Source organism: Roseivirga pacifica (assembly GCF_900111145.1).
Taxonomy (GTDB): domain Bacteria; phylum Bacteroidota; class Bacteroidia; order Cytophagales; family Cyclobacteriaceae; genus Roseivirga; species Roseivirga pacifica.
The window spans coordinates 819,367-839,428 of record NZ_FOIR01000002.1; the positions used below are offsets into that span (position 1 = coordinate 819,367).

Below are 20,062 nucleotides of genomic sequence, written 5' to 3' on the forward strand. Positions count from 1 at the left end.
TTAATCTTGGTTTATGGCGATCAGTTTTGTCCTTGAAGGCAAATTTCATACCACAACAGAGCTACTTTCTATCCCTCAGGAGGAATTACCTGAGTGGTTATATGAAGTTCAGAATTTTGTGCAAAAATGGGTAAATAATGATGCTTTTTTCGAGCAACAAACCTCCGGCTCTACAGGAACTCCAAAAACCATTAGGCTTACAAAAAAGCAAATGGAAGCCAGTGCACAGGCAACCATTAAAGCATTGAACATTCCACAAAAAGCCAGCGCATTACTATGCATTAACCCAGCTTACATTGGTGGTAAAATGATGATTGTAAGGGCAATGCTGGGCGAGTGGAACTTGGAACTGGTTGCTCCAACCAGCAATCCAGTTAACGACTGTACTCTAAAACATTACGACTTTGCAGCCTTTGTACCCATGCAAATGAAACAACTGGCTACATCTAAATCGGGATTGGCCTTTTTACATAGAATTGACTGTGCAATAATTGGCGGAGCACCTGTGGACAGCAGCCTTTTGCAGCAGCTACAGCAGTCATCTTGTATTTGTTATAGCACCTATGGCATGACGGAAACTGTTTCTCATGTAGCGCTAAAACAGCTAAATGGAGCAGAAAAAAGCGACTTTTTCAAAGTGATTGGTAATAATGAAGTTAAGTGCGATGAAAGGGATTGCTTAAGGGTGAGAGGGGCTGTTACCAATAACGAGTGGATTCAAACTAATGATGTAATCGAAGTAGTACAAGGAGGCTTTAAATGGATTGGCCGATCCGACTTTGTCGTAAACTCTGGCGGAGTAAAGATTCAGATTGAGGAGACCGAACAAATCCTGAGCAAGTTACTTGCCTTGAGCACCTCTGATGAGCTGATGCTATGGAAAGCGCCTGATCAAACCCTTGGCGAGGTACTAATTGCCATCGTCAACTCCAAAACGCTGATGACCAAGGTAATGGATATGGAGCAAACGCTTAAAGAAAAGCTACCAAAGTATCACTTCCCTAGGCGCTGGTACATCTCCAAAAATTTCTATAAAACCGATAGTGGTAAACTCGACAGGAAGAAGACCTACGAGTCAGTTAATGCTGAATAAGCTTTTGCCATTCTTCGATATACCCCTCGGCTAGACGAACAAATTCGTCTTTCCCCTCCTCTTCAGCTAATTTTGCAGAAACCTCTGCGGCTGCAATAGCCTCTTTGTACCAATGCATTTGACCTAAAACCAATGCACGTACTCGATAAATGTAGTATTTGGGTCCTTCCAATCTCTCTGCTTCCTCTAGCCACGTTAGAGCCATTCCATGCTTTTTATTACGTTCTTGCATGTATTTAGCAGCCTCGTAATAAGTTACAGCCGTTGGGTTATGATCTATCTGATAATGGATATCGTCCATTACCATTGGATCAGTATCTACTGATATTCTAAAGTCAATTTGAAAATGCTCCCATTGCCAAACCATGGTAGCCGAGGTATGCGTAAACCCCTGAAAATCGATTCTAAAAGTTTCTACAAGATCATTCAATGCTTTGGGCTGAACAGTAAAACGAAGCGCATCCATTTCAGGATTATAGGCATCGCGACCATCGCCCCAGTGTGTGGTATCTTGATGGAATACAACCTCCCAGTTATCTTGATGAGGAAAAGCATATAAAGCATAAGTCCCCGCCTTTAACGGATTACCAGCTACTACCACATCGGTAGAAAAAGAAACCTTGGTAGACTCATTGGCGCCAACTCGCCAAATTCTGTCATAAGGAATAATTTCACCCAAAATTTGTCTACCTCGTTTAGATGGCCGTGAATACTTCACTTCCACTTTAGTAAGCCCAATCATTTGCTCCAGCTTAGCATCAGGGCTTATTCTTGGAATATTCACCTGAGCTTGCAAATTAATGCATGCCAAAAGCAACAATACGTTCATCAACAAAACTCTACCTAACACGCTCATGTTGTGCTTTTTATAATTGCTCAAATCTAGGATTATTCGTTAAATTAAAGAATGCGTTGCCTTGGATTTTTGTTCCTCTTCTATGCATTTTCTATGCCAACGATTGTCGGTCAGTCTCTCTATAAAGATGGCTTTTTACTTCGCAGCCCATTCGACACCATCCATGGCCAAGTTAAATACCTGAGCTACAACAAAGCATCACAAAGTTGTATTTTCATTACTCCCTCAGGCAAAGAGGAACATTACTTGCCCAACGAACTTTTCGGCTACGGTATTGGAACAGAACTACTATTTATCGCCAAAAATATTACCGAAGAAAAGGTGAGATTTATGGAAGTAGTTTATCAAGGAACAGTCATCCTATATGCCTTTCGAGACATCAATCAACGCGACTATTTCTATTTAGAGCATCCGAAAAGCGGTGCTTTTGAACTACTACAACAAAAGACCTTAAGACGGCAGGGCAAAACCATTACGCTTAAGCCATTTAAAGAAGTTATTGCTTCGATGCTTCCTAAAAGCGAGCTTGTAATAGATGAAATTGAACAACTCAGCCTTAAGCATAATGCACTGAGTAACTTTTTGCAGTCTTACGATGAGCGCTATGCGCAATTTCAAGGCAGAACTTTTCAAGGATTTAAGAAAAGATGGCCTCCCAAAATAGCCCCCATTGCTGGTGCTGGAATTTCGGTGCTTACCATTAATGGCTACGATCAACGTGCTACAAACCACTATTTCGAAGCAGGGATTAAATTTCAGAAAGAAGTATCTCGTGGTACCGGCCGGCTATTTATCGATTTGGATTTTCTGCTTCGCTATGAAGACATTAAGTCTGGAATATTTCACAAAGAAGAATTTACTACAGCCGAAACCGTATTAAACAACGGACTCAACATTAATACCTTAGCAGCCAATTTCAACATATCTGGGCCAGTATTGTACGAATCGGAAGTAATGCTAGAACGCTACAATTTAGTAGCACCAATCAACCTCAAATACTTCTTTCCGGCTAAAAACCGTGTATTCTCACTAAACCTAGGTCTCACCAATCAATATGTGCTTTCGAAGAATGGTAGTTACTACGGGCGCGTTAGCCAGAACAATACCATACGGATAGAAGAATTTACTACCGAAAACAGTTATCGTTTTCGAACGGGAATCAACATTGGAATCGGCTTGTACTTACTCGGAAAAAACACTTGGTTTATGGATGTACAGCACTCCCCTGCCTGGCTAGATCAGGGAAACCTCAACTTTGCCTATACAGGGTTACGCTTGGGTGCTTTTATTGGTAACTAGCTACTTTTTAAGCTTTATCACCTCCTGCTGTAGTTCAAGCACTATATCCTTTAACTGCTCAAAATTCATATCGTCTTTTGAATGCTCAGGAAAGTCCATACTCAAATAGGCCTTGGCCTCCCAAATCTCAAGCACATCCTCCACATTTACACGGTAAGGCGAATAGGCTTTGTTATCCGAGACTAAAAACAGCTGATTATGGTCTTTGGTATAATCGAACACGCGCTTATATACCACTCCTTCCTCTTTTGACAACAGGATGTAACATCTACCGTCCTTCAAGTCGCGCAAACTATCTAGATACTGCCCAATAATGATTGTCCCTGGCTTAATTGGTAACATGGAGTCACCTGTAATTTCGAACGCTCGGTGCGTACCCGTACGAGGTAAAGTAGGCAAGTTAAATTTGGGCATTTCTTCTAAGTATTCAGGGTCAGCATAGCCATTTAAATACCCAGCAGAAGCCTTTTGAGGAATCAGATCAATATACTCCTCATTATCTTCATTCACCGTTATTGAAAGTACCTTCATTCCCCCTGACTGATCGCCAAGTGCCTCAATCTTCTCCAAAGAAAGCTTAGTAAGATCCTTAGCAATCAGGTTATCAACGGATACGCCAAACACCTTAGACATATTCAGCAAATTGTTCAATCGAGGATCTGCCCTGCCCTCCTCATAAGCCCCAACAAGCGACCTTTTAATATCAATTTTATCTGCAAAATCACCTTGCGTCCACTGATGGAGCTTCCTTAAGTGTTTAATGTTATCCGAAACAATACTCATACTGCAATTTAAAACAGAAAACTAAATATTTTAGCGTATTGATAATAATTTTAGAGTTCGTTTTGGCACATTTTTAGCTTTAAATCGAAAAACTCAACAACATGAAAACAGCACTCACGTCAATACTACTGCTTTTGGTCACAGCAGTTTATGGTCAATCTACTTGGGGCTTCAATGCCTATGCATTTCTACCCACAGGCGAGCTAAAAAACGATTCTCCCGAAGTGTGGGGAGGCGGTTTTGCCTTTGAAGTAGCGGCTACCATCAAGCAATCGCCCATATATTTAGGCGGCCAGCTGGACATAACCCGATACGGCTCTGAAGTAAGAGACGGTTACCATGGCCCAGACCTAGGCGAGATTAGACTGCGCAGAAACTACGAAATGGCCAGAATGCTTGGCTTAGTCCGGTTCAAACCAGACTGCGGCATTAACTTTTACCCTTATTTCGATTTTCTAATTGGCCCATCGTACATATACACAAGAGCTACGCTAAGAGACGACTCCTTTTCAGAACCCTTCGATCATTATTTTGACCTTGACGACTTTACCATTAGCTATGGTTTTGGCGCTGGAGTCGAGATTTTTCTACACGAATACCTTATACTAGACCTGCACTTAAAAAGCATGACTACGGGCCGTGTTGAATACCTCACCCCTAGCGCTGTTCATTACAACAATTCGGAAGATTACTACGAACTAGACATTCAAAATTCATCCTTCGATAATTTGAATTTAGGAGTAGGAATCAAGCTTGTATTCTAATTAAATCCTGTTTTAGAAGCCATTCAAACCTCAAAATTTGCGTTCCTAAAATTCCCATTTTCTCTATGCTTAACTAAATGATAGCTTAAGCTTAATTCAATCATTGATAAACTAGAGAAGTATGCTTAAAAAGACTGGAGCGCGAAGCTATTCGTTTCGCATCTTTATGTCTTTATCCCTGCTACTGGCCACAGCAATTGTGCATGGTCAAAAAGTGGATATGGACATTTTTAAAGACATGAAGGCCCGTAGCATTGGGCCAGCTGCCATGAGTGGCCGAATTACGGCTATCGATGTGGTAGAAAGTGACCCCAACATTATTTTCGCAGGTGCCGCATCGGGCGGTTTATGGCGCAGCACAGGTGGTGGCTTCGATTGGGAACCACTATTTGACGATGAAGCCGTACTCGGTATTGGTGCCATAGAAATTCACCAAAAGAACCCAGACATTATTTGGGTTGGTACTGGCGAAGGTAACCCAAGAAACTCTGTAAGCTCAGGCTATGGTGTTTACAAATCTATTGATGGTGGCGACACTTGGGAGTTGATGGGGCTTGAAAAAACACGCAACATTCACAGAATCTACATCCACCCAGAAAACCCTGATGTTGTTTATGTAGGCGCAATTGGTTCTCCTTGGGGCGAACACAAAGAAAGAGGACTATACAGAACTACTGATGGTGGTAAAACCTGGGAACAGATCCTATTCAACAACGAATTGACAGGTGTTGCCGACATGGTAGCCGATCCTTCTAACCCAGATAAGATTTTTGTGGCCATGTGGGAGCACAAAAGACAGCCATGGACATTTGAGTCTGGTGGTGAAGGTTCTGGTCTTTATGTAACCTACGATGGTGGCGATACTTGGAAAAACCTAACAGGCGAAGGCGGACTTCCAAAAGGCCCTTATGGCCGTATTGGTCTTTCTGTTGTTCATTCAAAGCCAGATTATGTTTACGCCATTATCGAATCTGAAGCGAATGCGTTGTACAGATCGACTGATGGTGGTAAAACTTGGGAAAGAAGAACAACTACGGAGAAAGAAGGCAACATGGGTAACAGACCTTTCTATTACTCATCTATTTATACCGACCCAGAAAACGAAAACAGGGTTTATAGCCTTTACTCAATGGTTTCTCGCTCAGAAGATGGCGGTAAATCATTCGATGTAATCATTCCTTACTCTGGCGTACACCCAGATCACCACGCATGGTGGATCCACCCTGAAGACCCTTCATTTATGATTGACGGAAATGATGGTGGTTTGAACATTACGCGCGATATGGGTAAAACCTGGACATTCAGCGAAAAACTTCCTGTTGGCCAGTTTTATCACATTAATGTTGATGACGAATTCCCTTACAACCTTTATGGTGGTATGCAAGACAACGGTTCTTGGGTAGGCCCTGCTTATGTTTTCAATTATGCAGGTATTCGCACCAGCGACTGGCAAGAGCTAAGCTTTGGCGATGGCTTTGATGTAGCGCCTATTAAAGGTGATTCACGCTACGGATACACCATGTCTCAGCAAGGAAATGTGTCGCGCTACGACAAAGTTTCTGGTTACAATAAAACCGTGAGACCAATAGCGCCAGACACTGCTACCGACCTTAGGTTTAACTGGAATGCGCCTGTGGCACTCGACCCACATAATAACAATGGTGTTTATTACGGTTCGCAGTTTGTGCATTACAGTTCCAACCGTGGTGATGACTGGGAAATCCTTTCTCCGGACCTAACCACTAATGACCCAGAAAAGCAAAAGCAAAATGCGAGCGGTGGATTAACAATTGATGCCACCGGTGCAGAAAACCATACTACAATTTTGGCCATTGCCCCTAGCCCGGTTGATGCCAACGTAATTTGGGTAGGTACTGATGATGGAAATGTACAAGTAACGCAAGACAAAGGCGATAACTGGACTAACGTGGCTGCTAAGCTACCTGGACTACCTGCTGGCAGCTGGATTCCACAAATCAAAGCCTCTACTTACAATGCAGGCGAAGCTTGGGTAATCGCGAACGATTACAGAAGAAACAACTGGTCGGCTTATGCTTACCACACTACCGACTACGGACAAACGTGGACAAGAATTGCAGACGACAGCCAAGTATTCGGCTACACGCTTTCTATTCTTCAAGATCCGATTGAGCCAAACTTGGTATTCTTAGGTACTGAAAACGGTCTTTATGTAAGTTTCGACAAAGCGCAAACTTGGAACAAATGGACACACGGCTATCCTTCTGCTTCTACCATGGATTTGGCTTTGCAAGAAAGAGAGCATGACTTGGCGATTGGTACATTTGGCCGTGCATTCTACGTGCTTGATGATATCAGACCGCTTAGAGCATTTGCTGCCGGTGGTTACGATGCAACCAAGGCTAAAGACTTAGTAGTTTTTGATGTAGCTGATGCTTACCAAATGACTTACCGCCAGCCGGCTGGTATGCGCTTCCCTGGCGACAACCTTTTTGAAGGTCAAAATAAGTACTTTGGTTCTGCCAACGTGAAGTTCTATGTAAGAGATGATGCTGCAAAACCAGAAGCAACTGAAGACAAAGGCAAGAAAAAGCGTAAGAAAAAAGACGAAGAAGAAGCAAAGCCAGAGCCTAAAAAGCTCCCTGCAAGAATTAGCATGACCGTATTGAACCAAGCTGGCGATACCATTAGAACTACTTCTGGTAAAGTAGAAAAAGGCCAGATCAATACCATTGCTTGGGACTTGAGAAGAAGAAACCCATACCCTGTTGAAGGTGGTAGTGGTTTCGGCCGATTTGGTGGTTTTGGTGGTGGCGGTGGAGATCGCGGACCACGTGAACAAACTGCTGGTAGCGCACTTCCTGGCGAATACAAAATTGTGTTGGAATATGGAGACATTACTGAAACTACTTCGGTAACAGTTCATAATGATCCGCGCTTAGAAGAAAGCCTTTCTGACCTACGTGCAAAGCAAGCTTTTGAAGACGAAGTACTTCAGGCTACTCAAAAATTCGCTGAAATCACGCAGAAAGTTAGAGATGCTGACGAGATCATCGGTAAAGTAGAAGCCCAAATGAAAGGCCTTGAAAAAGATGAAGCTAAGGAGCTAAAAGAAGCTTTAGAAACTGTGAAAGAAGCTTTCAACCCTGCTAGAAAAGTAACCATTGGTTTACCAAGAAACCGCGGTCAAAGAGCAGTGAATGAAAGATTCAGCACAGCAAGCACATACTTGGGCCAAGCTCGCAGATATGCAAGCTCTCGCCTAACCTCTCCTGGTGCAAACGAACGTCAATTATTGACGAACGGTAAGCAAATGATGGAAGAGGCTGTTATTATTGTAAATGAATTCTTTGCCAACGATTGGCCAAAATTTAAAGAGGTTTATGACAATACTGATTTCAGTTATTTCAAAGACCTGTCCGATCCAATTAAGAACTAACCCTATCTGAATCGATAAATTAAAGGCTCCGCAGCAATGTGGAGCCTTTTGTATTTTTAGCAACATTTATGGCTAAAAGTGGTTAGTATAAAACAATCTATTTTTTAAAAAGAACCGCGCAGTTTTGGCGTTATTAATCCATGAGCTCTACCGAAAAGCAACATACCAAAGCTAAAGTTTGGGTAGGTTTTGTAGTACTGCTCCTACTGGTTGGAGCGGCTATTTTTTGGAGCTTTAAAAGCTACAACGAGCTTACCAACTCCATCAATAACCTTTCAAGGCCGGATAACAAGTCTGCTCTTATTCAATACACCATACAAGGCATTACCAAAGCCGAAAATCACATTCAATCCTACATTTTAACCAACGATAGCGACATTTATCAAGAGTACCAGCAGGAAATAAAAAGGGTGCAAACCAGCATAGATTCACTAAAGAAAGAGATGCACCAAGACAGCCTACAAGTGCAACGTGTTGACTCGCTCGAAAGACTGTTTCTTCAAAAACTTAGTTATCTGGACGATTTCCTAAGCGAAAAACGTGCAACTCAAACACGTATTTTCAGTTCGCAAGCACTGGCCGAAATAGAAAAGAACACAGCAGACAGCACCGGTACAGGAACCCAAATTCTTACGAAAGTAAAAACCACTGAAGAAACGCGGCCTTCCTTGGAAAAAGAAGTGGTTGAAACGGAGTACAAAGCCCCTGGTCTTTGGGAAGGTGTGAAACGACTTTTCGGTGCAAAAAACATTCGGATAGATACAGTGAGAAAAATCACCAACGATACCATAAGAACTACCGAGGTGGTAATTGACACGCTGGAAATCACCAATTACAACCCCGACACCATGCTCTTAAAGGTCAAAGAAATCCTTCAGGAAGTGGCCAATCAGGAGTTTAGCAAAAGAAGTCTGCTTTCCACCAAAGAGCTAGAAATGCTCAGAAAAGACCTAGAGTTAAGCCAGTCGATCGACAGAATAATTGACCAACTGCAAGCTTATGAACATCAAAAAGGGCTTGAGCAACGAGCACAAAGCACTCAAATCACCCAAAACTCTACACGGGCTGTTTTGGCTTTCGGCTTGGCCGGCATCGGTATTGGTGGCATTTTCCTCTTCGCTATTGGCCGCGACCTGACCAGGTCCATTTACCTGAGCAAGCGCCTAGCATTAGAGAAAGAAAAAGCCGACCGACTCGGTAAAATGAAGGAGGAATTTCTAGCCAACATGAGTCATGAAATTCGAACCCCATTGAATAGTATTCTTGGTTTTTCAGACTTAATAAAACAAACCAACCTGAATGAAAAGCAAGACTTTTATTCAAAAGCGCTTCAGGAAAATACCAAATACCTTTCTAACCTGGTAAACGATATCCTAGATTTCTCGAAGTTAGAATCGAGTAAAATCAGTCTAAATGAAGTACCGTTTCATTTGCCAACCCTTATAGCAGAAGTTGAATCGTTATTTATGCTACAATGCCAGCAAAAAGGCATCGACCTAAGGGTGACAATTGATGAACAACTCAAGGACATTTCATTGATTGGAGATGAGTTCAGACTTCGGCAAATACTTATCAACTTACTGAGCAATGCCGCCAAGTTTACCCAGCAAGGACATATAAGCCTAAAAGTAAACACCAAAGAAAAATCCGGTACACAACAACTAAAAATTGAAGTTTATGATACCGGAAAAGGCATTGCACCGGATAAGTTCAAAAGCATATTCAAAGCCTTTGAACAAGAGGACTCTTCTATTACCAAAGAGTTTGGCGGTACTGGTCTGGGCTTGGCCATTGTGCAACAATTAGTGCATGCTATGGGTGGAAAAATAACCGTAGATAGCAAGCTGAATGAATACACCAAGTTCACCATAAAAGTAGCCTTTAAGGCAAGTCAAACGCACAAAACATCAAAGCCAGATCAAATACAAAAAAGCTTTCAGCTTGCCGATAAACACATTGTATTAGTTGATGATGACTACTGGAACAGGGCACTTTTAAGCACGCTCTTGAACAAGCTTGTCACCCGTGTTACGCCATTCGAAAATGGAATGGAAGCAACTTCATTTATCGAATCAAATCACGAGCAAATAGACCTTGTGCTTACCGATATAAGCATGCCCGAAGTAAGCGGCATTGACCTACTGAAAAAGTTAAGAACAGCACAAATAGACACACCAGTAATTGCCATTACCGCGCATGCCATGCCTCAAAAACTCAACACCATTAAGGCAGAAGGTTTTGATGATTTGATTACCAAACCCTTTAAGGAAGAGTCCATTAGACAGGCCATTTCTCAAGCACTCAGTATGGAAAATAAACCAGCAAATTCCTCGGAGCAACCGCAGCCATCATTCGATTTTGAGCACATCAGACAGTTTTCAGGAGATGATGAAGCTATCTTCAACCAGCTAGTGCGTGGGCTAATTGAAAACAACAAAGAGAATGTATCGCTCTATGAGCAGTTTTTAGCCGCAGGCGAAAAGTCCAAGCTTGCGGATTTGGCCCACAAAATGATTCAGACCTACAACAGCCTAAACATGCCATTGGTAGTTGAAGCGTTAAAGAGTATTGAGGTTTACCATGAACTGAAGAAGTACCAACAAATGGTTGAAACGGCCAATCAGCTACTGCCCGACCTACAACAGATTAACGATCAATTGATTACAATTAATGATTTTAAGACGTAAAGCCAAGGAGGCTGTCTCAAAAACCAACTATTTCCGTCATTTCTCAACCTGCCTACAGCAGGCAGGATTGACTAGGAATCTCTATCGGGCAGTTTGAAAAGATTCCCGATCGGTGTCGGGAATGACGTCTAGCTTTTAAGACAACCTCTTGAACTATCTTAAGCCTTAATATTATACTTTGCTAGTTTGTTGTATAGTGTGGTGCGGTCGATATTCAGCAGTTCGGCTGCTTTTGTTTTGTTATAGCGAACTTCCATCAATACCCGCTCTATCGTCTCTTTTTCGCGATGTTCTTGCATGTTTTTCAGGTCGTAGCCATTTGTACTAGCCGAAGCCTCTTGCTCCTCACTCCTACTCTCTTCCACCAATGTTGACGGAATGTGAGCCAGACCGATTTCCTCCACCTGACACAAAAGCGCTGCCCTACGCACTACATTCCTTAATTCGCGCAAGTTGCCGGGCCAACTGTACTGCTGAAAAACCGCATTAACTTCTGGACTTACACCTTTTATAGCTTTCTCCAATTCAGCATTGGCTTCTTCCAAAAAGTGGGTTAAGTATTCATCTAAATCGCCTATGCGTTCGCGAAGCGGTATCAACTTAAGCTCAAACTCATTCAATCGATGGTAAAGATCTAACCTAAACTGTTGCTCATCAATGGCTTCGGCCATGCGCTCATTAGTAGCCGCAATAATCCGCACGTTTACATCAATATCCTTTTCGCTACCAACCTTTCTGATCTTCTTTTCTTGCAAAGCACGAAGCAATTGCACCTGAACTTCGTACGGTAGGTTGCCGACTTCATCTAAAAAAAGTGTTCCGCCATTTGCTAGCTCAAACTGCCCTTTTTTATCGGCTAAGGCACCTGTAAACGCGCCTTTTACATGCCCGAATAATTCACTGGCTGCGAGTTCTTTCGACAAGGCGCCACAGTCTACCGCAGCAAAAGCTTCATTGCTTCTCTTACTACTTTCATGAATCATTTTGGCTGCATATTCCTTACCAGTACCACTTTCACCCAAAATAAGCACGCCCATTTTGGTTGGGGCTACGAGTTGAATGTGTTCCCAAGTTTGCCTTGCCTTGGCGCCTCTACCAACAATGTACTTTCTATCGGAAACCGCCTTTTGTTTCCCCAAAGACTTGGCTTCACTAGGCTGATTGATATCACTTTTAGTACTTTGCTTTAACGCTGCATTTACGGTTAACAAAAGCTCATCGGGGTTAACCGGCTTTGTTACAAACTCAAAAGCGCCAAGCTGAATAGACTTAACAGCCGTGCGAACATCAGAGTAATTCGTCATTAAAATCATGCTGGCATTGGGCGCCCTATCCTTGATTTCACGCATTAGCTCCAAGCCGTCCATATCGGGCAGTTTAAAGTCTGTAAGTACCAAATCGGGAGTTTGTTCGCTCAAACTGGCCAATGCCGATGCAGAGCTAAAAACAGAGTTTACGTGAAAATTATTCCTTTTAAGAAAGGCCGATAGCATGTTGTTAAAGGAAGGGTCATCGTCAACTACCAGAATGGTTTGAGGCATAAAAAAATGGTTTGGTGTTTTAATAACGAATAACACCCGCGCTTATGATTCTGTTTCATATAAAACAAAAAAGTAAGGCTGTCCCGAAAGACAGCCCTACTTACACTCACATCAGGGTCACGCGATGTTTAAGAATCAACCAATTCTCTATAGAGTATCTATTACTTTCTCTCTCAAGAAATTACCATTTAGGTCGAAATGTACTGCTTTTTTGTCCATTGTACCTTTTACAATAAACTCGATGTATTCTTCAGAGTCAGTTTTCACCTTGAAAATTTTCTCTACATTTTCTGCTTTATAATCTTTTTTGTCCCAGCCTTCTTTTACAGCCTCAGGAACTTCCTCCATTTTAATGGCGGTTTTGTTTTCTTGCTGCTGAACTTGTGCTTGCTGTGCTTGTGCGCCTTCGGTAGACTGAGCTACTGCTGCTGTTGAGAATCCGAACAATGCGATGGCTAGGGTGCTTAAAACTAACTTTTTCATATCTATTTCTGTTTTTGTGATTAATTATTTGACTGACTTAATGAAAAGCCTGTGCCAAAACAGAAATAAATTTTAATTAACTGATTATCAGTAAAATAAAAACAAACCAACAAATCGGCAGGTGTTTATTGATTCAACAGAGTGTTGAATAATTCTACAGTTTGTAGACCATTAGGTTTAATGGTATTTGAAAAACGGTTCAGGAATATTCATAAACACTTCGTATCATACGTTAGAAAATCACCTTCCTATCACACACCTACATGAGTTATATTTCAAAAGACTTCAAAAATGCCTCACGAAAGGCTATTCTTTCCCTTGTTTTCTTCGCGATATGTTATCTGCTAATTGTGCTACTCACACTAGGAATTGCCGCAGCTGCAGTTTTTGGAGCCTATCTCCTAGTAGTTAGTTTTCCACGTTTCATAACGTTAGCATTAGGAGTAGGCATTTTGGGCTTTGCTGTGATCATTGTCTTGTTTCTATTCAAGTTTCTTGGTAAAAACACCAAGCAAGACCTCTCTCATCTTCATGAAATAAAGGGTGGCGACAATCCATTACTTTTTGCTATGCTAGATGAATTGGTAAAAAACATCAATACCAAATTTCCTAAAAGGGTATTTCTTTCATATGATGTAAATGCTTCTGTATTCTTCAACTCAAGCTTCTGGAGCATGTTCTTTCCTGTAAAAAAGAACCTCCAAATTGGACTAGGTTTAATAAATACAGTGACGGAGGCAGAGTTAAAAGCAATATTGGCGCATGAATTTGGGCACTTCTCTCAAAAAGAGATGAAGATCGGATCTTATGTTTACAATGTTAACCAAGTCATTCACAATCTACTTTTTGAAAACGACTCCTTTGATGATACAGTGGAGAGGTGGGCCGGTATTAGTAGCTACTTTTCTATTTTTGTAATACCAGCAGTTAAAGTTATTTCGGCAGTTAAATGGCTACTGGTTAAGCTCTATACTGTTGTAAATAAGACTCACCTAGCCTTATCTCGTGAAATGGAGTTTCACGCAGATGCGATTGCAGCAGAAACAACTAGCCCCAATAGTCTTAAAACTGGCTTACTTCGACTTGAATTATCTGAAACAGCCCTTTCCTCAGGGCTCTCCATCTACAATATAGAAAAGTACGAATCCAAGAGAAGTGAAAACATATACCCCGAACAGACATATGTGATGCAATTTTTAGCAAAACAAAGAGGCGTAGAAATATTAAACGACCTTCCTTTAGTAAGTTTATCAGTTTACAATTCGCTAAATAACACCAAGCTGGTCATCAAAGATCAATGGGCGTCTCACCCTAGTATAGAAGACAGAATTAACAGCTTGGATGCTTTAAAAATACACCATAGTCACGAGGACAAATTTGCACCTGCCAAACTTCTCTTAGGAGATCATGTTCAGTTGGAGAAACACTTCACTGAAGAGTTATTTTCACACTACCCCAACAAAACCGAGGTAATGAATTTTGAAGACTTTAAGGATGTATTTGTGAAGGAATACAACAAGAGCAGTCTTCCTAGCACCTTCAACGGCTATTATGATAACAAAGCACCTCTAGTTTTTGACATTCCAACCATTTTGAAACAATTGGATATTAGCATTGAATCCTTATTTAATGACGATATGGTTGCGAAAGTTATTGAACAAACTACGCTAGAGAATGACATCAATACATTAGAACATATTGCCAATAAAAATATAAGTACAAAAACGTTCGATTACGATGGCAAAAAATACAACCGGAAAGAAGCTAAGAAGCTTATCGGTACTTTAAGAACAGCCCAAGACAAACTTAAGGAACAAATCTTGGTAAATGATGTCGCAATTTTTGAGTTCTTTCTCCAAAGAGAAGCGGACTCAGATAGGGAAGAATCATTGAAAAGACTTTATTCGAACTATTTTGAGTTTGAATCTAAAACTAACAACCGCCTTGAACTCTATTTTAAGGCGTCAAATGCGCTTCAGTTTATTAACGAAAGAACACAGCACAATGAGATAAAAGTGAAACTGATGGAGTTTGAGCCAATTGAGAAAGCACTTAAAGCGGAACTAGCAGACCTCTATTCTAAGGAGTATTTAAAAGTTGAACTAACCAAAGAAGCACAGAAAAAGGTAGATATATACCTTGCTGAAAAACTGGCCTATTTCGGAAAGAAAGACTATTTCCATGGTAACCTAGAAATTCTATTTACCTCCCTAGAAGCATTCATCAGTTTATTAAATGCTGGACACGCAATCTTAAAAAATGAAATAGTCAACTATCAAGCCAGCCTGATCGGCCAAAAAGAGACAACTTAAGCCGTCTTCAAATTTCTGTACTTATTACTGTACTCAACTGGGGTAATGCCCACATACTTTTTAAAAACTTCCCTAAAAGCTTTGGCATCGTTGTAGCCTACGCTGTACATGGCTTCGTGCACATTAGTATTGCCCGATTCCAACTTGCGCTTGGCGCCTTCCATTCTTACCCTTTGCAGGTATTCAATAATGGAGTTGCCGGTAGCTTTGCGGAATCTCCGTTCCAGTGTTCTTCTAGTGGTAGCATGATTAGCTGCCAAACTATCAACCGAAATTGCCGAATCGTAATCCTTTTCTATACTTTCCTGCACATCTAACACAAGTGCATCTTTATGCGATTTCTGCCCTACGAAAATGGTAAATGGCGACTGACTCCCCTTATCAATATCAATCATGTAGGACTTGGCTGTTAACACGGATAACTCCCTACCACCGTATTTTTCAATCAGGTAAACCAGCAAATTTGTAAAGGCATAAGCTCCTCCACAGGTATAAATCCCATCACTTTCCACCACAATATTTTCAGCCACAACCTTTGTTTTAGGGTAAGCATTTTGAAGCATTTCTGCACTTCCCCAATGGGTTGAGCACTCACGGCCATCGAGCAAACCGGCATGCGCCAGTAAAAACGCACCAATGCACAAACCAGCTACCTCTGCCCCATTACGATGTTGCGCTAACACCCAATCCATTAAATCTTTATTCATTTCGGCCACTTGCTCAAATTCGCCATGTACTGCCGGTATAATTACCAAGTCTGTTTGCTTTACTTGCTCAATCGTCTTCTGTGGCGAAATAGTATAGAAACCTTCCTGATCGTTCGAAGGCTTTTCTACCCCAACCAACTCTACCTCAAAAAGCTTTTGACGGGTTTGATTAAAAAACATATCACTTGCCCAATTAAGGATTTGAAATGCACCACCAATGTTCACAATACTATACTGGCCCTTGGGTACTAAAATGCTAATATGTGTCATGCTGTTTTTTTTATAAAGGTGAGAAAATTCCTTGTCGCAATCCACCCCTTCTATTGTCGTAATTGCACGCAAATATTCCATATCTAACTGGCTAACTTGCCATTACAAACAACAAGCTTTGCATGAAACTCATATTTATTCACGCTGCTGGTCCCCAAGGAGTAAATGAAGGAAGCACCAACCTGCTGCAATTCCTAAAGCAAAATTTGGGTAAAAGCATGGAAATAATTGCACCAGAAATGCCTACTCCAGAAAACCCAAATGCTGCGGACTGGATGGACACTTTGGATGCCGCCATACACAAAGTGGATGAAAGGATCATTTTGATGGGGCACTCACTAGGTGCTTCAATCATCTTTAAATACTTAAGCGAAAGAAAGTGCGAAAACGGCATCTGTGGCATCATTTCGCTGGCAGCACCCTATTGGGGACTTAGCGATTGGCAATCGGAACAGTTTACTATTGGCTGTTGCTTAAAGGAAACCATTAACCCGTCCATTCCAATCCGCCTCTATCACGACTTTGCAGATGATGTGGTGCCTTACCAACATGTAAATGCCTATGCGAACGCACTTCCCCAGGCCGAAGTTATTGGGGTGACGGGTCAGGGGCATTTGTTCGAAAAAGGATTCCCTGAACTTATAAGAGTGATACAATCACTTTCTACGCAAAACGAAAAAACAATCATTAACCCTTAGCATTATGGCCAGTATTCAAAAAATCACTCCGTGCCTTTGGTTCGATCAAAATGGCAAAGAAGCCGCGGAATTCTACTGCTCACTCTTTCCTAATTCGAAAATTGTTAGCACCACTCCTCTAGTAACAGAGTTTATCTTAAACGGGCAAAAGTTTATGACCCTAAACGGAGGGCCGAGGTTCAAATTCACGGAAGCCATTTCCCTTATGGTAAACTGCGATAACCAAGCAGAAGTCGACTTCTTTTGGGAGAAGCTGACCGAAAATGGAGGCGAAGAAAGTATGTGCGGTTGGTTAAAAGACAAGTACGGACTTTCATGGCAAATAGTACCCAAGCAATTAATGGCAATCATGTCAACAGGCACTCCAGAGCAGCAAAAGCGGGCAATGGACGCATTCTCAAACATGCGCAAGCTCGAAATGGCTACAATAGAAAAAGCATTTAAAGGCTTATGAAAACTCGGGATGACCTGTCTCACAAAATACGTAACAACAATTTCAAACTATTTAAAACAACATTATGGCAAGAACGAGCACTTACCTAAACTTCCCTCGCGCAACAGAGGAAGTATTCAGCTTTTACAAATCGGTTTTTCAGACCGAGTATTCATGCGATATCTTACGGTTTAAAGATGCCCCACCAGTAGATGGAGCGCCTCCTTTGGCAGAAGAAGACAAAGACCTAATTATGCATGTTACCCTACCCATTACAGGCGGGCACTACCTAATGGGCACCGATGCTCCCGAAAGCATGGGCTTCAATATTAACATGGGTAATAATGTGTACATCAATTTGCAGCCAGATACCCGGGTAGAAACGAAGCGACTTTTTGATGCACTGGCTGAAGGAGGTCAGGTTAGCATGGAGCTTCAGGATATGTTCTGGGGCGACTACTACGGCTCCCTCACCGATAAATATGGTATACAGTGGATGTTTGACTGTGCCGAAAAAGCATAACTTCACTACTTCATGAAGACTGAGTCATACGGGTTCAGTCTTCGCCAATAAAACCCCACAACTATGACAAAAGTAATTGTAGACCCCAGCTGTGGCAACTCGCCAAAAGCAGCTTTTGTACGCGACTTCAACATTGCCTTTGGCACTGCCGACACCGATTTTCTTGTGCAACATGTAGCAAACGATATCATCTGGACGATTTACGGAGACAAGGTGATCGAAGGAAAAGAAGCCTTTAAAAAGGCCGTGGAAGAAATGAAAGACTATGTAGCTGAAGAAATCGAGATCGCGTCAATTGTTACGCACGGAAAGGCAGCGGCCTCCAATGGCGAAATGCTTATGAAAGACGGTTCACGCTACGCATACTGCGATATGTACGAGTTTGTAAGCCCAGGAAAGCATATTATTCGAACCCTAAAATCCTACGTAATCAAGGCATCTTAGCAAAAATATTTTTCAAACGATTGCCAAAAAGCTTTGTTTTTAAAATCATTATTCTCAAAATTGAGATGATTAAAAAGGAAGTATGCGTAGACTTTTTGCTACTCTTCTTGTTGTTCTAACGCTATTTAATAGCCTCTCATTCTACTTTGTTACAAAGTTCCACAATGAGCAATCGGCTATTGAAGAGTACACCAATCATAAAAAAGAAGTCTACAACATTGCCGATTACGCTGCCGACTTATCTACCTCTTGGTCGCTTTATGTTTACCTACTCAAAGAAGTTCCAGAAATGGAAGACAAGGTGATTCAGGACCATGGAAGATTCATCATGGCACCTCAGTTCCCTGAAGTTCAGGTAAAAATTGAGAAGATCATCATTGAGCAAAACCTTAAGATCAATACTGACGATTTGATGGCTGCGGCCAACAACACCGTGCTCCAAGCACAACTTTACATTGCAACACCTACTACTACAGTACCTACGGCAAATGCCGAAGCGCCTTATTTAGAGCACTATGCTGCGCTTGATCAAAGTATCGGTACTGATGTAAATAAATTAAACACTCCCCCTCCTCGGGCATAATACCATTGCTTAGTTGCTGTTTGAAAGCTTTGGTATAGCTATGCTGGCATTTTGCCACTAGTCATATTTTCATACAATCATTTTATATGCTTCGGTTTGGTATCGTAGCCACGTTTTAGCTAAACCTAAAGTTTTCAAGCGAAAGAGCTAACCTTCAATCGCGCCATTTCAGCACAGCAGCTAAGCATTTTTTCTGACCACACATCTGGTCAATGCTTCAACTTATTCCTTTAACCAAATCGTAAAATGAAAACTCTAAAACTGCTGGTAATAGCTTTAGCTATACTGGCCACCAACAACTTAGCAGCACAAACCCCAACGGATGCTATTCTAATGGGGCCAAAAGAAATCTGCATGGCATTCACCTATCAATATGGTTCTTGGGACCAATATTGGGAAGGCACCAGATTGCGAAAAAATGAAAATGTGGCCACACTCAACCAACAAATGGGCGCATTTATAGCTGCCATTGGTGTACACAAAAAGGTCAACCTGTTGGTGGGCGTTCCTTATGTAAAAACCCACAGCAGCGAACCTAATGGCGGAAAAATGGCTGGCGCTAAAGGCTTTCAAGACATTAGCTTTAATGTAAAAGCACAAGTTTATGAGCGCACTTTTGAGAAGGGTGCTCTAACCGTTTTAGCCAATGCAGGTTATTCCACTCCTTCAACAAACTACTTATCGGACTACCGACCTTACAGCATTGGTTTTGGTGCCAGCGAGTTCAACCTTAGGCTTATCGGCCAATACAAATGGAACAGCGGTTTATTTATGCGAGCTGCCACTGCCCACCTATGGCGCGGGCAAACAGAAGCCGAAAGAGACTATTACTATGCTAACGGCAGTTACTATACCGCACTAATGGACGTACCAAATGCATGGGAATTTAACCTAGTTGCCGGCAAGTGGTTTTTAGACAATAAGCTAAAAGTTGAAGCCAGCTATGTAGGCATTAAATCGGTGAGCGGTGATGACATTCGCATTTACAATGCAGGCCAACCGACCAACAAAGTTCAATTCGATCAGATTGGAATGAACACCCAATTCTTTCTTCCTCCCATTCCCTGGATGAGTGTTTTAGCCTTTTTCTCTCACAATGTGAATGGTAGAAATGCCGGCAAATTCACACGCTTCGGTATCGGTACCACAATTCAATTCGGATTTTAAT

Annotated in this window: 17 protein-coding genes; 12 read left to right on the plus strand and 5 right to left on the minus strand. The window is 41.7% G+C overall.

Annotated features, from left to right (window positions below; genetic code table 11):
- Positions 1-13: 13 nt before the first annotated feature.
- On the plus strand, positions 14-1,093 hold the full coding sequence (locus tag BMW98_RS12360) for an AMP-binding protein (RefSeq protein WP_090258893.1): 1,080 nt from the start codon (positions 14-16) through the stop codon (positions 1,091-1,093).
- Here BMW98_RS12360 and BMW98_RS12365 read toward each other — a convergent pair.
- On the minus strand, positions 1,080-1,949 hold the full coding sequence (locus tag BMW98_RS12365) for a DUF2911 domain-containing protein (RefSeq protein WP_090258894.1): 870 nt from the start codon (positions 1,947-1,949) through the stop codon (positions 1,080-1,082). The two genes, BMW98_RS12360 and BMW98_RS12365, sit on opposite strands and share 14 nt — an antisense overlap.
- 93 nt (positions 1,950-2,042) lie before the next feature.
- On the opposite strand from BMW98_RS12365, the gene BMW98_RS12370 reads away from it, so the two are divergent.
- Entirely contained in the window at positions 2,043-3,248 is a 1,206-nt protein-coding gene (locus BMW98_RS12370) for a hypothetical protein (protein WP_090258895.1), read from the plus strand.
- Here the strand turns inward: BMW98_RS12370 and BMW98_RS12375 are convergent, their stop codons facing one another.
- Positions 3,249-4,031 (minus strand): XRE family transcriptional regulator, encoded by a 783-nt coding sequence (locus BMW98_RS12375; protein ID WP_090258896.1) that lies wholly within the window; start codon positions 4,029-4,031, stop codon positions 3,249-3,251. It lies immediately after the preceding gene.
- A gap of 101 nt (positions 4,032-4,132) precedes the next feature.
- Between BMW98_RS12375 and BMW98_RS12380 the strand changes: the two genes are divergently transcribed.
- The 3 genes from BMW98_RS12380 to BMW98_RS12390 all read left to right on the plus strand — a co-directional run bounded on the left by BMW98_RS12380 (position 4,133) and on the right by BMW98_RS12390 (position 10,900).
- Positions 4,133-4,795 (plus strand): outer membrane beta-barrel protein, encoded by a 663-nt coding sequence (locus tag BMW98_RS12380; RefSeq protein ID WP_090258897.1) that lies wholly within the window; start codon positions 4,133-4,135, stop codon positions 4,793-4,795.
- 121 nt (positions 4,796-4,916) lie between these two features.
- A complete protein-coding gene (locus BMW98_RS12385) occupies positions 4,917-8,213 on the plus strand; it encodes a WD40/YVTN/BNR-like repeat-containing protein (protein ID WP_245733581.1) in 3,297 nt (1,098 codons plus the stop codon).
- A 140-nt stretch (positions 8,214-8,353) separates the two neighbouring features.
- On the plus strand, positions 8,354-10,900 hold the full coding sequence (locus tag BMW98_RS12390) for an ATP-binding protein (RefSeq protein ID WP_090258898.1): 2,547 nt from the start codon (positions 8,354-8,356) through the stop codon (positions 10,898-10,900).
- 158 nt (positions 10,901-11,058) lie between these two features.
- Here BMW98_RS12390 and BMW98_RS12395 read toward each other — a convergent pair whose 3' ends face one another.
- Complete coding sequence (locus BMW98_RS12395; RefSeq protein ID WP_090258899.1) at positions 11,059-12,441, minus strand: sigma-54-dependent transcriptional regulator; 1,383 nt, start codon at positions 12,439-12,441, stop codon at positions 11,059-11,061.
- A gap of 147 nt (positions 12,442-12,588) precedes the next feature.
- Positions 12,589-12,924, minus strand: coding sequence for a hypothetical protein (locus BMW98_RS12400; protein WP_090258900.1), 336 nt, complete (start codon positions 12,922-12,924; stop codon positions 12,589-12,591).
- Positions 12,925-13,187: 263 nt separating this feature from the next.
- Between BMW98_RS12400 and BMW98_RS12405 the strand changes: the two genes are divergently transcribed.
- Positions 13,188-15,236, plus strand: coding sequence for a M48 family metalloprotease (locus BMW98_RS12405; protein ID WP_090258901.1), 2,049 nt, complete (start codon positions 13,188-13,190; stop codon positions 15,234-15,236).
- On the opposite strand, the gene BMW98_RS12410 is transcribed toward BMW98_RS12405, so the two are convergent.
- Positions 15,233-16,213 (minus strand): GlxA family transcriptional regulator, encoded by a 981-nt coding sequence (locus tag BMW98_RS12410; protein WP_090259455.1) that lies wholly within the window; start codon positions 16,211-16,213, stop codon positions 15,233-15,235. The two genes, BMW98_RS12405 and BMW98_RS12410, sit on opposite strands and share 4 nt — an antisense overlap.
- Positions 16,214-16,335: 122 nt before the next feature.
- Between BMW98_RS12410 and BMW98_RS12415 the strand changes: the two genes are divergently transcribed.
- The 6 genes from BMW98_RS12415 (at position 16,336) to BMW98_RS12440 (ending at position 20,061) form a co-directional block, all read left to right on the plus strand.
- Complete coding sequence (locus BMW98_RS12415; RefSeq protein WP_090258902.1) at positions 16,336-16,911, plus strand: alpha/beta hydrolase; 576 nt, start codon at positions 16,336-16,338, stop codon at positions 16,909-16,911.
- 4 nt (positions 16,912-16,915) lie between these two features.
- Positions 16,916-17,365 carry a VOC family protein gene (locus tag BMW98_RS12420; RefSeq protein WP_245733583.1) on the plus strand — a complete coding sequence of 150 codons (450 nt, stop codon included), beginning with the start codon at positions 16,916-16,918 and terminating at the stop codon, positions 17,363-17,365.
- Positions 17,366-17,429: 64 nt separating this feature from the next.
- Entirely contained in the window at positions 17,430-17,867 is a 438-nt protein-coding gene (locus BMW98_RS12425; RefSeq protein WP_090258903.1) for a VOC family protein, read from the plus strand.
- Between the two features lie 63 nt (positions 17,868-17,930).
- On the plus strand, positions 17,931-18,311 hold the full coding sequence (locus tag BMW98_RS12430) for a nuclear transport factor 2 family protein (protein WP_090258904.1): 381 nt from the start codon (positions 17,931-17,933) through the stop codon (positions 18,309-18,311).
- An 82-nt stretch (positions 18,312-18,393) separates the two neighbouring features.
- Positions 18,394-18,894 (plus strand): hypothetical protein, encoded by a 501-nt coding sequence (locus BMW98_RS12435; RefSeq protein WP_090258905.1) that lies wholly within the window; start codon positions 18,394-18,396, stop codon positions 18,892-18,894.
- Between the two features lie 246 nt (positions 18,895-19,140).
- The gene (locus BMW98_RS12440; protein WP_090258906.1) at positions 19,141-20,061 is read left to right on the plus strand and encodes a transporter; all 921 of its coding nucleotides are present in this window, start codon (positions 19,141-19,143) and stop codon (positions 20,059-20,061) included.
- Position 20,062: the final 1 nt, after the last annotated feature.

What these genes read in the sequence shown, in the direction of transcription:
- BMW98_RS12360 (WP_090258893.1), top strand. Translation starts at nt 14, where the DNA reads ATGGCGATCAGTTTTGTCCTTGAAGGCAAATTTCATACCACAACAGAG.
- BMW98_RS12365 (WP_090258894.1), bottom strand. Translation starts at nt 1,949, where the DNA reads ATGAGCGTGTTAGGTAGAGTTTTGTTGATGAACGTATTGTTGCTTTTG.
- BMW98_RS12370 (WP_090258895.1), top strand. Translation starts at nt 2,043, where the DNA reads ATGCCAACGATTGTCGGTCAGTCTCTCTATAAAGATGGCTTTTTACTT.
- BMW98_RS12375 (WP_090258896.1), bottom strand. Translation starts at nt 4,031, where the DNA reads ATGAGTATTGTTTCGGATAACATTAAACACTTAAGGAAGCTCCATCAG.
- BMW98_RS12380 (WP_090258897.1), top strand. Translation starts at nt 4,133, where the DNA reads ATGAAAACAGCACTCACGTCAATACTACTGCTTTTGGTCACAGCAGTT.
- BMW98_RS12385 (WP_245733581.1), top strand. Translation starts at nt 4,917, where the DNA reads ATGCTTAAAAAGACTGGAGCGCGAAGCTATTCGTTTCGCATCTTTATG.
- BMW98_RS12390 (WP_090258898.1), top strand. Translation starts at nt 8,354, where the DNA reads ATGAGCTCTACCGAAAAGCAACATACCAAAGCTAAAGTTTGGGTAGGT.
- BMW98_RS12395 (WP_090258899.1), bottom strand. Translation starts at nt 12,441, where the DNA reads ATGCCTCAAACCATTCTGGTAGTTGACGATGACCCTTCCTTTAACAAC.
- BMW98_RS12400 (WP_090258900.1), bottom strand. Translation starts at nt 12,924, where the DNA reads ATGAAAAAGTTAGTTTTAAGCACCCTAGCCATCGCATTGTTCGGATTC.
- BMW98_RS12405 (WP_090258901.1), top strand. Translation starts at nt 13,188, where the DNA reads ATGAGTTATATTTCAAAAGACTTCAAAAATGCCTCACGAAAGGCTATT.
- BMW98_RS12410 (WP_090259455.1), bottom strand. Translation starts at nt 16,213, where the DNA reads ATGACACATATTAGCATTTTAGTACCCAAGGGCCAGTATAGTATTGTG.
- BMW98_RS12415 (WP_090258902.1), top strand. Translation starts at nt 16,336, where the DNA reads ATGAAACTCATATTTATTCACGCTGCTGGTCCCCAAGGAGTAAATGAA.
- BMW98_RS12420 (WP_245733583.1), top strand. Translation starts at nt 16,916, where the DNA reads ATGGCCAGTATTCAAAAAATCACTCCGTGCCTTTGGTTCGATCAAAAT.
- BMW98_RS12425 (WP_090258903.1), top strand. Translation starts at nt 17,430, where the DNA reads ATGGCAAGAACGAGCACTTACCTAAACTTCCCTCGCGCAACAGAGGAA.
- BMW98_RS12430 (WP_090258904.1), top strand. Translation starts at nt 17,931, where the DNA reads ATGACAAAAGTAATTGTAGACCCCAGCTGTGGCAACTCGCCAAAAGCA.
- BMW98_RS12435 (WP_090258905.1), top strand. Translation starts at nt 18,394, where the DNA reads ATGCGTAGACTTTTTGCTACTCTTCTTGTTGTTCTAACGCTATTTAAT.
- BMW98_RS12440 (WP_090258906.1), top strand. Translation starts at nt 19,141, where the DNA reads ATGAAAACTCTAAAACTGCTGGTAATAGCTTTAGCTATACTGGCCACC.